This is a genomic window from Gordonia sp. NB41Y, from assembly GCF_030718915.1.
GTDB lineage: Bacteria > Actinomycetota > Actinomycetes > Mycobacteriales > Mycobacteriaceae > Gordonia > Gordonia desulfuricans.
The window spans coordinates 3,746,062-3,759,030 of sequence record NZ_CP132196.1 but is presented as its reverse complement, the minus strand read 5'-3'; the positions used below and the strand labels follow the sequence as shown (position 1 = coordinate 3,759,030).

Genomic DNA, 12,969 nt, shown 5'->3' with positions numbered 1-12,969 from the left:
CCGGCTCACCTCCCTCGCCGGTGCGGCATACCACATACCTGGCTCTTCCTGATTGAGAGTGCCCGAATGGGTGTGCGAGTCCACTAGATGTAGGTCCGATTCGGTGGTGAGCCGCTGGGCTCGTGGCGGGTCCTGTGGTGTGAAGATGAAAGCTCTCACACACCCAATCCGAACACCAACAGGACCCATGACGCAGCGTAGCGCTATTGCCGACACGATTTGCCGCACGATCGAACTCGGCGTCACGATCACCGATGCCGCCATCGACGGCGAGGACCGTACCCACTTGTTTTGCCAGCTCCTGGACCCGAAGAACACCTGCCCGACGTGCGGGCAGGCGGGTCGGCTGCGTGATCATGTCGACCGTGAGGTCGCCGATCTGCCCATCGTCGGGCATCCGACCCGGCTGCACCTGTCGGTGCCGCGCTATGTGTGTGCCACCACCGACTGCACGACGTCGGTGTTTCGTGCCGACATCAGCGCCATCGTGGCGCCGAGGGCGCAGGTCACCCGCCGCACCACCACCTGGATCATGCGAGCGATGATCAGCGACAAGATGAGTGTGAAGGCCGTCGCGGCTGCGGTCGGGTTGAGCTGGAACACCGTCAACACCCTCGCCCTGGCCGCGGTCAAGAAGCTGGCTGCTGCACCGGCCCGGTTGGCCGGTGTGCGGGTCCTCGGGGTCGATGAGCACAAGTGGAAACACGTTCGCGGCAAGGGTGATCCGAATTTCGTGACCGTCCTGGTCGATCTCACCCCGATCGTGGATGGAACCGGCCCGGCCCGGTTGCTGGATATGGTCGCCGGCCGCTCCAAAGCCGCGCTCAAAGACTGGCTCGGCGCGCGGGATCAGGGGTTCCGCGACCGGATTCGGGTGGTCACGATGGACGGGTTCACCGGGTATCGCACCGCCACTGCCGAAGCCCTCGACAAGGCGCGTGTGGTGATGGACCCCTTCCACGTCGTGCATCTGGCAGCGGAGAAATTGACCTTGTGTCGTCAACGCGTGCAACAAGATACGTGCGGGCATCGCGGTCGATCCGGGGATCCGCTCTACGGCATCCGTCGCACCTTGTTGACCCGGATCGGGTTGCTCACCGACAAGCAGAAGACTCGGCTGCGCGGCGGCCTCGATGCCCGCGAGGAGCACGTGGCCGTTGCGGTCACCTACGCGATCTACCAGGAGTTGATCGATGCCTACGAGCAACCCACCAAGCGGGACAGCAAGATCGCAATGTACAAGCTGCTCAAGAAGATCAAGACCGGCGTGCCCGCCGGACTATCAGAGCTGGCCCAACTCGGGCGTTCGTTGTGGTCACGACGGGCCGAGATCCTCGCCTACTTCGACACCGGCGCCTCCAACGGCCCAGTCGAAGCCATCAACGGGCGCCTCGAGCATCTGCGCGGCATCGCCCTCGGGTTCCGTAACCTCACCCACTACATCTTGCGGTCGCTCATCCACTCCGGCCAACTCGCAGAAAGCCTGCGCGCACTCTGAATTAGGAAGAGCCACATACCTGCACCCGTTCTCCGCGATCGCGGCGCGGTCGCTGATCAACCACCAGACCGGCGGCAACACCCCGCCGACGTCGAACGAGCGTGCGCCGAACTCGACGCCACAGACCAACCCATCGCGTTTGCCTCAGCCGACGCTGCCCACGCCAGAATCAGCCGGATCACACCCCTTGTCCAAGGTCTGGGGCCAAAGCTCATTCATCTGGACCACTCCGCCGACCGAGGATCTGAAACAGGTCGACCCCCAACCCGATTCAGAGACGAACCACCAGTTCAGGAAGAACCATCAATGGTCAGCCCGACCGCTGCGCGTTGTGCGCGGCACGGCTGATGGTCTCCAGCACCACCGTGAACGCCGGCGCCCGTGGATCGACGATGGTGCCGTGATCGGTGTCGTCGAGCAACACCAATCGCGCCGATCCACCCGCGGCCTTGTCGGCGGCCACGTAGTTCTGGGACAGCACCGGCGGCACCACCTTGTCGTTCTTGCCGACCATCGCGATGGTGGGGGTGGCGGGGTCGAGGTTCTGGATCGGATCGACCGAGGTGTAGCGGTCGGGGACCTCGTCGGGTTCACCGCCCAGCGCCCGCACGATCCGGTCGTCACCGAGCTTCACCGCGACCCGCATGTCCAGTGGACCGGCCAGTGAGATGACGTTGGTGGGACGGAACTTCGGTTCGGCACCCACCTCGCCGGACTCGAGTTTGTGCCGGGTGCCCGCCCACATCGCCAGTTGTCCGCCCGCCGAATGCCCGACGACCACCGCATTGCGCTCGTCGATCTCCGGGATGCTCGCGGCCACGGTCGGCACGTAGTCCAGTGCGGCGGCGACGTCTTGGAAGGTGGTCGGCCATCCGCCCCCGGACCCCACACGCCGGTACTCGACGTTGTAGACGGCGAGGCCGCGCTCGGCGAGTCGCCGCGAGAAGGTGACGAAGGTGTCGGCACCGACCTGCGACTGCCAGGATCCGCCGTGGATGAGGATCACCAGCGGCACCGAGTTCTCCCCCTGCGCCCCCTTCGGCAGGAAGACATCGGCCCAGTTCTGGTCGTCGTCGCGGCTGCCTGTGGTGGTCGGATAGAGGTAGCGGCGGGCATCGACATTCGACGAGGCCACCACCTTCGCGAAATCTGCTGCGGCCGCGCCGGGATCGGCCGTCGATGCGGTCGGCACCGCGTCGGTGGAGGTCGACGAGCAGCCGGCGAGCACGAGCCCGACGGCGAGTGCGCCGCAGAGTCCGGTCAGCGTGCGGCGCACCGTGGTTCGCATGGTCCGGCGACTCCTGAGCTGGGTGGTCATGACTCGGTCGCCCCGTTGATCGTGGACGTGGCGATCAGTCCGTCCTGCAGCCCCCACCGGTGCGCGATCGCCGACAACCGCCCGCTGTCGACGAGCTTCTGAACCGCGTCGCGAAGTGGTTGTGCCAGGGCCGATCCCTTCGGTACCGGGAACGCATACGGTTCGGTGTCGAACGGGGTTCCGGCCACGCTCAACGCGCCGGACGAGCGGGAGACCGCGTACGCGGTCACCGGTGAGTCCGCACTGACCGCGTCGACCTGACCGTCACGCAGTGCGCTGACCGCCTGGTCGAGAGTCTCGAATCCGACCACGTCGATCGGCTTGTCGCCGGTGGTCTCGCAGGCCGAACTCTTGGCCGGCAGTTCGGAGTCGGCCTGCACGGTGCCGGTCTCCACCGCAACCTTCAGACCACAGGAGTTCTCGGGGTCGACATCGCTGCCGGCCCGCTGCATCCACTGGGTCCCGCCGCTGAAGTAGGTGACCATGTCGACCTGCTCCTCGCGGGGTTTGGTGTCGAAGATCAATCTCGCCCCGACATCGAACGTGCCGTCGTGAACGCCGGGCAGCACGGCGGCGAAATCGGTGGTGCGGATGTCGGTACGCAATCCGAGGATCGTCGCGGCCGCATCGATCACGTCGATGTCGAAGCCGACGATCCGACCGTCCTCGCCGAACTCACCGGGCGCGAACGGCACCGCTGTCCCCACGATCAGGGTGCCCCGCCCACGGATCGGTTCGGGGACACGTGCGGCCAGGGCGCCGTCGCGCGCGACGGCGGTCGACTCGCCACCCGATGCCGCCGTCGACGTCCCCGATGCCGACGTCCCCGATGCCGACGTCACAGTCGACCCGGCCGAGGTGTCGTCGCTCCCCGACGAGCAACCGGCCACCGCGACGGCCAGCACCATCGCGAGCCCGGCCGCGCTCAGACGTGCCGTCCGGGTCACGGCCCGGTCCCCGAATCGCCTCATTCGCACCTCACTGGTTTGCCGACACCGCAACCGGCGGTCGGCTCGTCCACTCCTGCAGCACCTTCGGGTCCTGCACCTCGAGCCACGCCACCACATCGGCGTGCGTCGCACAGATCACCTCGGGCCGGCCGCAGGTCTCGGTCATGAACTGCGCGGTCGCCGGGTTGAACGCATTGCCGTTCCAGTCGTTCATGTGATTGGCGATCACCAGCGGCGCGCGGTTGCCCTCATATGCCCGCTTGAACATGTACCGGTAGGTGTCCAGCACGACACGTCTGATCCGGGCCTTGTCCTTGGGCCGGTCCTGTGCACCGTTGACGGTGTACCAGAAGTTGTAGTCCAGCACGGTCTGTCGTTTCCGTAGCGGCGGTGACCACGCGTACGGGATCTGGAATTCCCAGATACCGCTGATCTTCGACGGCCAGTAGACCCCCGGCTGGGCGGCAGGCATCGAGGAGTCCCACGTCATGTCGTGCGCCCGCAGCGCCGGAAAGAGTTTCGCTGGGGTGCCTTCGAGACACTGGGTCCGGCCACCCTTGACCTCCTGCGGCCCGAAGGCCAGATCGGGGCCAGTGGTTATCCCGTCGTTGCTGCGCCAATTGGCCATCAACGAGAAGAATTGGTCGAGCTCGTGATTCCATTCCCGGGTACTCCAGTTCTTCCCCGGATTGCGCGTGCCCGCGCAGAAGTGTCCGACGTAGTGGGTACCCAGTTCGTGACCGCCATACCAGGTGCGATTGAGGTATTCGATCTGTTCGATCACCTCGGCTTTGGTTCCACCGAAGGCCAGTGCGGACTCCCCGGGCCGGTATCCCGGGCCGCGGTAACGTTTCTTTGCCTTGTCGGTCAGAAAGTAGAGGCCGGTCATCAATGCGCTGAATCGCGCATCGGAGCGTTCGGCTGCCTCGAGGAAAAGATCCCAGTTCTTCGACACCCCGACGCCGTCGAAGGAGAAGAGGACGAACTGCGGCGGCTTCTCACCGGGCGCCAACGGCCTGATCGGGACATTCGACGCGCGGCGGACCGGTGTCGGATCGGGCTCGGCGGCAGCCGAGGAGGACGTGTGGGGGAAATCCACCGCCGGGGCACTACCGGAGCTCTGCCCACAGGCCGAGAGCACCATCAACGCGACCAGCCCGACGAACAGGGGGCCGACGCGTCGCGGCGGGTGTCTCATCACGGCCTTTCTGGTCGCCCGACGCACATGGTGACGAAGCATATCGGACATATCGGGAATGCGATAGTTTCGTGTGAAATCGAAAAACCGCGTCGCACACGAACTTTGTCACGGTACCGCGCGCCCACACACGAAACCGCGGTCGACAAACGAGTGTTGTCCGATGTAACCGTTTTGTTGACTTCCTTTCGGTGCCGGCGGTCGAGCAATAGTGTCGCTTCTGATGAGGACCGCGCCCTACCCGATCTTCGGGTTCCCCTTGGGCACCAGAGAGCGAAAGGCGACATGAGAACCCCGAATCGAGCGCTGATCACAGCCGGGCTGTTGAGTACAGCCGTCCTGACCCTCAGCGCGTGCAGCGGATCCGATGGCGACACCCCGGTGTCGAGCTCCAGCGCCAAGCCGTCACCGTCGACCCCATCGTCATCGGTCACCACATCGAGGGCCACAACGACCCCGAACGACGCCGAGCAGAACGCCCCGGCCACGACCACCCGGCCGCAAAGCCAGCACCAGAACACCACCACTCCGGCGCGCGACGACGATCCGGGCGGCCACGCGTGCACCGACCAGAGCGGCGCACCGGGCAAATACGTCTGGGACAACACGGGAAATCAGTGGATCTGCGAGATCACCGGCGATGCACCGCGAGTCACCACGACCACCAAATCGCCAGTGCGCGATGACGACCCGGGCGGCCACGCATGCACCGACCAGAGCGGCGCGACAGGCACTTACATCTGGGCCGAATCGACCCAGCAGTGGGTGTGCCAGATCGGCTGACCCGGCGGCTGACCCTGCACCGATCAATTCCTGAGGATGTAGACCGTACCGTGATGTTCCCAGCACGATCGGGCGTGGCGAGGGACCCGGGCCGCGCCACGCCCACCCTCGCATCGACCCTTGCCACGATCATCGCCGTTACCCTCGCGGCCACCGCCTGTACCGATACCAACTCGGACACGGCTGCACCGCAGGCGCTCCCACCGTCCTCCGGGTCTCATTCGGGACCGCCCGAACAGTATGTGGCGCTGGGCAGTTCCTATGCCGCCGGACCGGGCGGCAGCGTCCTGACCGACGCCCCGTGTGGCCGGTCGAAGGACAACTATCCGAACAAGGTCGCCGAGTTGCTCGGTATGCGGCTGGTGGACGTGACCTGTTCGGGGGCCACCACCGAGGACATCCTGCATCGCGCTCAGCCGAATGCGGCGAGCGCCCCGCAGATCGAGGCGATCACCGCCGACACCACGCTGATCACGGTCACGATCGGCGGCAACAACATCGCCTACATCCCCCGGGTGATGGCGCAGAGTTGCCTGACGGCCGGGCCGTTCGAGCCCGGTGGCCACTGCAACCCCCATCCCTCACCACGGCCGCCGGATTCGGCATACGCCGAACTCAACCAGTCCCTCGACAACATGCTCGTCGAGATCGAACAGCGGGCGCCGAAAGCCCGGGTGGTGTTCGTCGACTATCCACCCCTGGCCCAGCACGGCGACGAGCCATGCTCGGAGATGCCGTTGACACGTGAGCAACTGGCGCTGACCCTCGACGTCCTCGACAACGTCACCGAGGCGATCTCCGAGGCGGCTACGGAGGCCGGCGCACACCTGGTACGGGCGTCCCACGCCGGCCGAGGTCACGGTGTGTGTACCGCCGATCCCTGGCTGTACGGCTGGGAGGCGCCGGCCCCGTATCATGAACGCCCGGCGGGCAAGGTGGCCATCGCTCATCTCGTCGCCGAACTGGTCGAGCGCAACGAATAGACGCCATGGCACGGTATCAGCCCGAGATGGCGGTCAACAGTGCCCGAGGCCGGGCGAGGAACGTCTCGCGCAGGTGATTGCGGAACACCGTCGGCCATGAGCACGCGCACCCCGCCACCACGCCGGTGGGGTCGTCGACGCCCAGGCGCCGGCACAGGGCGATCGCCCGGTCGAGGTGGAAGTCCTGGGTGATCAGCACCGGACGGCGCACCTCGAAACGATCACGAAGTCCGCGACAGGTGTCGGCGGTGTCGAAGCCGACGGGGTCGTCGACGATGACCGCGGCGGGCACCCCGCGCGCCTCGAGGTAGGCGCGCATCACCGCGGGCTCGTCACCGGCATCGGCGGAGCCGTTGCCCGAGTTGATGATTCGCGCCACATGACCGTCGCGGTAGAGGTCCAGCGCGGTTTCCAGGCGGCCCCGCACATAGTCACCGGGTTCACCGTCGGAGACCAGTGACCCGAGAACCACCAGCGTGCTGTCACGCGGAAGGGTGCCGGCGTCGAGCACCCGGCCGGCCGCGGCGACGTACACCCAGGTCGCCGCGATCGCGACGATCAGTTCCACGGCGATCAGTCCGAACACCACCAGACGCCCCGCGACGAAACGGACACTCACCCGCACCACGGTAGTGAACCCGTTGTACTGTGACCTGAACCACAGAAGGTTCGGGCCGTCGTGCGCCCGGACCCCACGCACGCGGAGGGAGGCGCAGCGCCATGGAGTACATGCCCGTCACCGAATCGATGTTCCTGATCGCGGAGACCCGAGAGCAGCCGATGCACGTCGGCGGCCTGCAGCTGTTCGTCCCCCGCGAGGGCCAGACCGGCACCGAGCTCGCCGAGGAGATGATCGACCGGTTCACCCGCTGCACCGAGATCGACGCCCTGTTCTGCAAGCGGCCGGCCTCCCCGGCGAGCATGCTCGGGGTGTTCGCGTGGTCGCACGACGACGAGATCGACGTCGACTATCACGTCCGCCACGCCGTCCTGCCCCGCCCCGGCCGCATCCGCGAGCTGTTCCGGTACGTCTCGCTGCATCACAGCGCCCTGCTCGACCGGAACCGGCCGATGTGGGAACTGCACATCATCGAGGGCCTCGACGACGGCCGGGTGGCGCTCTACTCCAAACTCCATCACTCGCTGATCGACGGGGTGTCGGCATTGCGACTGCTGCAGCGGACGCTGAACGCAGACCCCGACGACCGCTCCGGCACCGCCCCGTGGGACCCGGCGCTCACCCGGCACCGGCGTCGCCGCGATCCGGCGCACGCGCCCTCGCCGTCGTCACCGATCTCGGGGATCCTCGGATTCGCCGGCACCGCCGTCGGGATCGGAACCCAGCTCGTGGGGATCGGTCCCGCCGCCGCGCGGATCGCATGGACCGCGATGACCAACTCCGATTTCGCCGCACCGTTCCGCCCGGCCCCCCGGACCATCCTCGACGTGCCGATCGGCAGTGCCCGACGCTTCGCCGCACAGCAGTGGTCCACCGAGCGGGTGCGCGCGGTCGCCTCCGCGATGGGCATCACGATCAACGACGTCATCGTCGCGATGTGTTCGAGTGCGCTGCGGTCGTATCTGATCGACCGTGACGCCCTGCCGGCGGCGCCGCTGCTGGCCGCGGTCCCGGTGTCGATGCACGACGAGGGCGATTCCGACGGCAACGCGATCACCGCGATCCTCACCAATCTCGCCACCGACCAGCCCGACCCGGAGCGGCGTCTGCACACCCTGGTCAACTCGATGCGCGAGTCGAAGCGGGTGATCCGCAGCCTGTCACCGCTGCAGGCACTTGCCTACGGTGCCGCGACGATCGTCTCGCTCGCGCTGGCCCCGGTGCCCGGCTTCGTCCGCTACACCCCACCGCAGTTCAACCTGATGATCAGCAACGTGCCGGGACCGAGTGAGCACATGTACTGGAACGGGGCACGGCTCGACGGCGTCTACCCGGTGTCGGTGGTGATGGAGGGTATGGCGCTCAACATCACCGTGACCACCACGGCCGAGCACGTGAACTTCGGCCTGATCGGCGCACGCAAGGAGCTTCCGAGCCTGCAGCGCCTGCTCACCCATCTCGACACCGCCCTCGACGAGCTGGAGAAGGCTGCAGATCTGCCGGGGTGACCGAATCGCGCATTTCCGGTGACCAACATCACCGCCTGACCGACATCTCCACACCACCCTGCAGATGATTCGCCACCGGCAAGCCGATCGGCCTGACCATTTCGTGATGTCCGACACAGTGACGGATCGACATGACACAGGTCATTCACCGGCAGCTGGACGGACAAGGTCGCAGTGTCAGATCCATCTCCTGACTGGCAAGTAAGTTACTGGCGGGTATCGTAAGCGCGGCAACCTATCAGTCCTACCAAGCGCTACTTAGGGCAACCTTCGCAGCGCTCAGGTGTCCTCAGGATTTACGGTTACCTGTACGAGACGTCCGACCTCGCGCACGTCAGCCCTGCGCTGGAGGTTCGGCGACACACCAGAGAGGGGCCGGACGCCGTGAATGCCACGACGATCACCATCGGCATCATCGCCGCGGTCATCAGCCTGGGTTGCTGGGCGCTCTTCCTGCGCGGCGTGTGGACCATGGTCCGCGCGATCGCACAGGGACAGCGTGTCGACAGCTCGCGCTTTTGGCCGTTCTTCCCGCGACTGTGGACGATGCTCAAGGAGTTCGTCGCCCACACCCGCATGGTCAAATTCCGATCCGTCGGCTGGGCGCACTGGCTGGTGATGTTCGGCTTCCTGATCGGCGCCATCTTCTGGTTCGAGGCCTACGGTCAGATCTTCGACCCGAGCTTCCACTGGCCGATCATCGGTGGCTGGAACGTCTACATCTTCGCCGACGAGATCCTCGGCCTCGGCACCGTCATCGGCATCACGACGCTGATCGTCATTCGCCAGCTCAACCACCCGCGCGTCCCCGAACGCATTTCCCGGTTCTCCGGTTCACGCTTCGGCGCCGCGTACTTCGTCGAGCTCGTGGTCCTCGTCGAGGGCCTGGGCATGATCTTCGTCAAGACCTTCAAGATCGCCACCGGCCTCGAGCACGCCCCCATCTGGACGTCGTTCTTCACCCACTACTTCGCGCAGCTCTTCGAGGGCTGCTCGGTCTACTGGGTGACCGCCGCCGCCGTCGTCAAGCTGATGAGCGGCATGATCTGGCTGGCCGTGGTCGGCCGCAACATCGACTGGGGTGTGGCCTGGCACCGCTTCGCCGCCTTCCCCAACATCTACTTCAAGCGTGAGGCCGACGGCGGCGTCGCCCTGGGTGCGGCCAAGCCGATGATGTCGGGCGGCAAGGTCCTCGACATGGAGACCGCCGACCCCGACGTCGACGCCTTCGGTGCGGGCAAGGCCGAGGACTTCTCCTGGAAGGCCTGGCTGGACTTCACCACCTGTACCGAATGTGGTCGCTGCCAGAGCCAGTGCCCGGCATGGAACACCGGCAAGCCGCTGAGCCCCAAACTGCTGATCATGTCGCTGCGTGATCACGCACAGGCCAAGGCGCCGTACCTGATCGCCGGTGGCCGCACCGACATGGGCGGCGACGAGGTCGGTCTGGTCGACGCCGACGGCAACGTCGACGAGGCCGCACTCGCCAAGATCCCCGCGTCGGCCCGCGCCGAGGCCGCCCGCAAGCTGGTCGGCGAGTCCAAGGGTGTGATCGGCGGCGGCGAGGGCATCGAGGCCGTCGACGGCGCCTTCGATCCCGAGCAGCTCGGTGCGGTGATCGACACCGAGACCCTGTGGAGCTGCACCACCTGTGGTGCCTGCGTCGAGCAGTGCCCGGTGGACATCGAGCACGTCGACCACATCATCGACATGCGCCGCTACCAGGTGCTGATCGAGTCGGACTTCCCGTCCGAGCTCGCCGGCATGTTCAAGAACCTGGAGAACAAGGGCAACCCGTGGGGCCAGAACGCCTCGGCGCGCACCAACTGGATCGACGAGATGGACATCGAGATCCCGGTGTTCGGTCAGGACGTCGAGTCGTTCGAGGGCTTCGAGTACCTGTTCTGGGTCGGTTGCGCCGGCGCCTACGAGGACCGCGCGAAGAAGACCACCAAGGCCGTCGCCGAGCTCCTCGACATCGCCGCGGTGAACTTCATGGTCCTCGGCGAGGGCGAGACCTGTACCGGTGACTCCGCTCGCCGCGCGGGTAACGAGTTCCTGTTCCAGATGCTGGCGCAGCAGAACATCGAGATGATGAACGAGGTCTTCTCGACCGCTCCGCAGCAGCGCAAGAAGGTCGTCGTCACCTGTGCGCACTGCTTCAACGCGCTGGGCAACGAGTACCCGCAGCTCGGTGCCACCTACGAGGTCGTCCACCACACCCAGCTCCTCAACCGCCTGGTGCGGGAGAAGCGTCTGGTGCCGGTCGCCCCGCTCGGTGAGGGCGTGACCTACCACGACCCGTGCTACCTGGGCCGCCACAACAAGGTCTACGACGCCCCGCGTGAACTGATGGCCGCATCGGGCTCGGCACTCACCGAGATGCCGCGTCACGGCGAACGATCCATGTGCTGTGGTGCCGGTGGCGCCCGGATGTGGATGGAAGAGCAGATCGGCAAGCGGATCAACATCGACCGGGTCGACGAGGCCCTGTCGACCCTGGGCGATCCGGGGACCGCCACCAAGAAGGTCGCGACCGGCTGCCCGTTCTGCCGCGTGATGCTCACCGACGGTGTGACCGCCCGGACCTCGGGTACCGAGAACGAGGGCAAGATCGAGGTCGTCGACGTCGCCCAGCTGCTGCTGGAGTCGGTCAAGCGCGGCGCCCCCGAGGTGACCCGTGGCGGCCGCTTCCTCGGCCCGATCGCCAAGCCCGCTCCGGAACCGGAGCCCGAGCCCGAGCCAGTGGCAGCCCCCGCGGCTGCTGCGGCCACGGCCGCCGCCGGGACCGCCACGGCCCCGAAGCCGAAGGTCGGACTGGGTATGAAGGGCGGCAAGAAGCCGGGTGGGGCCAAGCCTGCGCCCGCTGCTGCCGCCGCCGCACCGGCAGAGGCACCGGCCGACAAGAAGCCGGCCGCCAAGGGCTTCGGCATGAAGGGCGGCAAGAAGCCGGGTGCCGCGAAGGCCGCTCCGGCCGCAGCCGCGCCCGCCGAGGCCACCGCTGCCGCACCGGCAGAAGCACCGGCCGACAAGAAGCCCGCTGCCAAGGGCTTCGGCATGAAGGGCGGCAAGAAGCCCGGCGCTGCCGCCAAGGCCGCCCCGGCTGCAGCCGCACCTGCCGCCGCGACCGCTGCCCCCGAGGCCGCCGCACCTGCTGTCGAGAAGAAGCCCGCCGCCAAGGGCTTCGGCATGGCCGCGGGCAAGCGTCCGGGAGCCAAGAAGCCGGGCGCTGCGGCAGCCGCCACACCCGCTGCGGAGGCCGCCACCGAGGCGGCACCCACCGCGGGTGTTGCGGAGCCGGTGACCGAGGCCCCCGCCACCGAAGCGGTGACCACCGAGGCCGTTGCGGCCAAGGCCAAGGGCTTCGGCATGGCCGCGGGCAAGAAGCGCCCCGGCGGAATCGGCAAGGCCGCCCCCAAGCCGGCCGCCGCAGCAGCACCCGCTGCCGAAGCTGCGCCGGCTCCGGCCGCCGAGGTTCCGGCTGCTGAGGCTCCGGCTGCAGAGGCACCTGTCGAGGTCGTCGCCGACACCGCCGCGCTGACCACCGAGGCCGTCCCCGCCAAGGCCAAGGGCTTCGGCATGGCCGCGGGCAAGAAGCGTCCCGGTGGGATCGGCAAGGCCGCCCCCAAGCCGGCCGCCGCAGCAGCACCCGCGGCACCGGCCGAGACGCCGGCCCCGGTCGAGACCGAGGCTCCCACCGAGACGGTCGCACCGGCCGCGGCAGACGTCGAGGCACCCGCCGAGGCAGTCGCGGCGCCGTCGTCGAACGGTTCCGAGCCGGACGAGCGCACGATCGCCGAGACCGGCGCCGCCAAGGCCAAGGGCTTCGGGATCGCCGCAGGTAAGAAGCGGCCCGGCCACCGCTGATCACAGCTTTACCGACGTAGGACCCACGGAGGAGTCGACCATCTGGTCGACTCCTCCGTCGTCATGGGGCAGATGAACCCGTCGCTGTCCCGGCTGTGCGCGACTGCCGGCTGTGCGCGACTGCCGTCTGTGCGTCGGCGCCGAGTGTCCGGCCCCGACTGTCTGGTCCCGAGTGTCCGGCCCTGTGCGTCTGGCCCTGTGCGTCTGGCCCTGCGCACCCGGACCCACCGCGCATCCGACGATGG

At 67.3% G+C, this 12,969-nt stretch carries 9 protein-coding genes; 5 read left to right on the top strand and 4 right to left on the bottom strand.

Annotation, left to right across the window (positions count from 1 at the left end; all coding sequences use genetic code 11):
- Positions 1 to 187: 187 nt before the first annotated feature.
- Positions 188 to 1,498, top strand: coding sequence for an ISL3 family transposase (locus Q9K23_RS16220; protein ID WP_305950137.1), 1,311 nt, complete (start codon positions 188 to 190; stop codon positions 1,496 to 1,498).
- A gap of 310 nt (positions 1,499 to 1,808) precedes the next feature.
- Here the strand turns inward: Q9K23_RS16220 and Q9K23_RS16215 are convergent, their stop codons facing one another.
- Genes Q9K23_RS16215 through Q9K23_RS16205 form a run of 3 tightly spaced genes read right to left on the bottom strand, consistent with a single transcriptional unit; the run spans position 1,809 to position 4,964 of the window.
- On the bottom strand, positions 1,809 to 2,786 hold the full coding sequence (locus Q9K23_RS16215; protein WP_053777305.1) for an alpha/beta fold hydrolase: 978 nt from the start codon (positions 2,784 to 2,786) through the stop codon (positions 1,809 to 1,811).
- 26 nt (positions 2,787 to 2,812) lie between these two features.
- On the bottom strand, positions 2,813 to 3,787 hold the full coding sequence (locus tag Q9K23_RS16210; RefSeq protein WP_053777306.1) for an ABC transporter substrate-binding protein: 975 nt from the start codon (positions 3,785 to 3,787) through the stop codon (positions 2,813 to 2,815).
- Between the two features lie 7 nt (positions 3,788 to 3,794).
- Positions 3,795 to 4,964, bottom strand: coding sequence for a polysaccharide deacetylase (locus Q9K23_RS16205; RefSeq protein WP_053777298.1), 1,170 nt, complete (start codon positions 4,962 to 4,964; stop codon positions 3,795 to 3,797).
- A 381-nt stretch (positions 4,965 to 5,345) separates the two neighbouring features.
- On the opposite strand from Q9K23_RS16205, the gene Q9K23_RS16200 reads away from it, so the two are divergent.
- Together Q9K23_RS16200 and Q9K23_RS16195 are read left to right on the top strand one after the other, a co-directional pair.
- Entirely contained in the window at positions 5,346 to 5,747 is a 402-nt protein-coding gene (locus Q9K23_RS16200; RefSeq protein ID WP_053777299.1) for a hypothetical protein, read from the top strand.
- A 74-nt stretch (positions 5,748 to 5,821) separates the two neighbouring features.
- The gene (locus tag Q9K23_RS16195; protein WP_244882799.1) at positions 5,822 to 6,730 is read left to right on the top strand and encodes an SGNH/GDSL hydrolase family protein; all 909 of its coding nucleotides are present in this window, start codon (positions 5,822 to 5,824) and stop codon (positions 6,728 to 6,730) included.
- A 16-nt stretch (positions 6,731 to 6,746) separates the two neighbouring features.
- Here the strand turns inward: Q9K23_RS16195 and Q9K23_RS16190 are convergent, their stop codons facing one another.
- On the bottom strand, positions 6,747 to 7,349 hold the full coding sequence (locus Q9K23_RS16190; RefSeq protein WP_261977923.1) for a YdcF family protein: 603 nt from the start codon (positions 7,347 to 7,349) through the stop codon (positions 6,747 to 6,749).
- Between the two features lie 101 nt (positions 7,350 to 7,450).
- Between Q9K23_RS16190 and Q9K23_RS16185 the strand changes: the two genes are divergently transcribed.
- Together Q9K23_RS16185 and Q9K23_RS16180 are read left to right on the top strand one after the other, a co-directional pair.
- Positions 7,451 to 8,857 carry a wax ester/triacylglycerol synthase family O-acyltransferase gene (locus tag Q9K23_RS16185; RefSeq protein ID WP_053777300.1) on the top strand — a complete coding sequence of 469 codons (1,407 nt, stop codon included), beginning with the start codon at positions 7,451 to 7,453 and terminating at the stop codon, positions 8,855 to 8,857.
- A 384-nt stretch (positions 8,858 to 9,241) separates the two neighbouring features.
- Positions 9,242 to 12,724, top strand: a complete 3,483-nt coding sequence (locus Q9K23_RS16180) for a (Fe-S)-binding protein (protein WP_305950202.1) — start codon at positions 9,242 to 9,244, stop codon at positions 12,722 to 12,724.
- The last annotated feature ends 245 nt before the right edge of the window (positions 12,725 to 12,969 follow it).

What these genes read in the sequence shown, in the direction of transcription:
- Q9K23_RS16220 (WP_305950137.1), top strand. Translation starts at nt 188, where the DNA reads ATGACGCAGCGTAGCGCTATTGCCGACACGATTTGCCGCACGATCGAA.
- Q9K23_RS16215 (WP_053777305.1), bottom strand. Translation starts at nt 2,786, where the DNA reads ATGCGAACCACGGTGCGCCGCACGCTGACCGGACTCTGCGGCGCACTC.
- Q9K23_RS16210 (WP_053777306.1), bottom strand. Translation starts at nt 3,787, where the DNA reads ATGAGGCGATTCGGGGACCGGGCCGTGACCCGGACGGCACGTCTGAGC.
- Q9K23_RS16205 (WP_053777298.1), bottom strand. Translation starts at nt 4,964, where the DNA reads ATGAGACACCCGCCGCGACGCGTCGGCCCCCTGTTCGTCGGGCTGGTC.
- Q9K23_RS16185 (WP_053777300.1), top strand. Translation starts at nt 7,451, where the DNA reads ATGGAGTACATGCCCGTCACCGAATCGATGTTCCTGATCGCGGAGACC.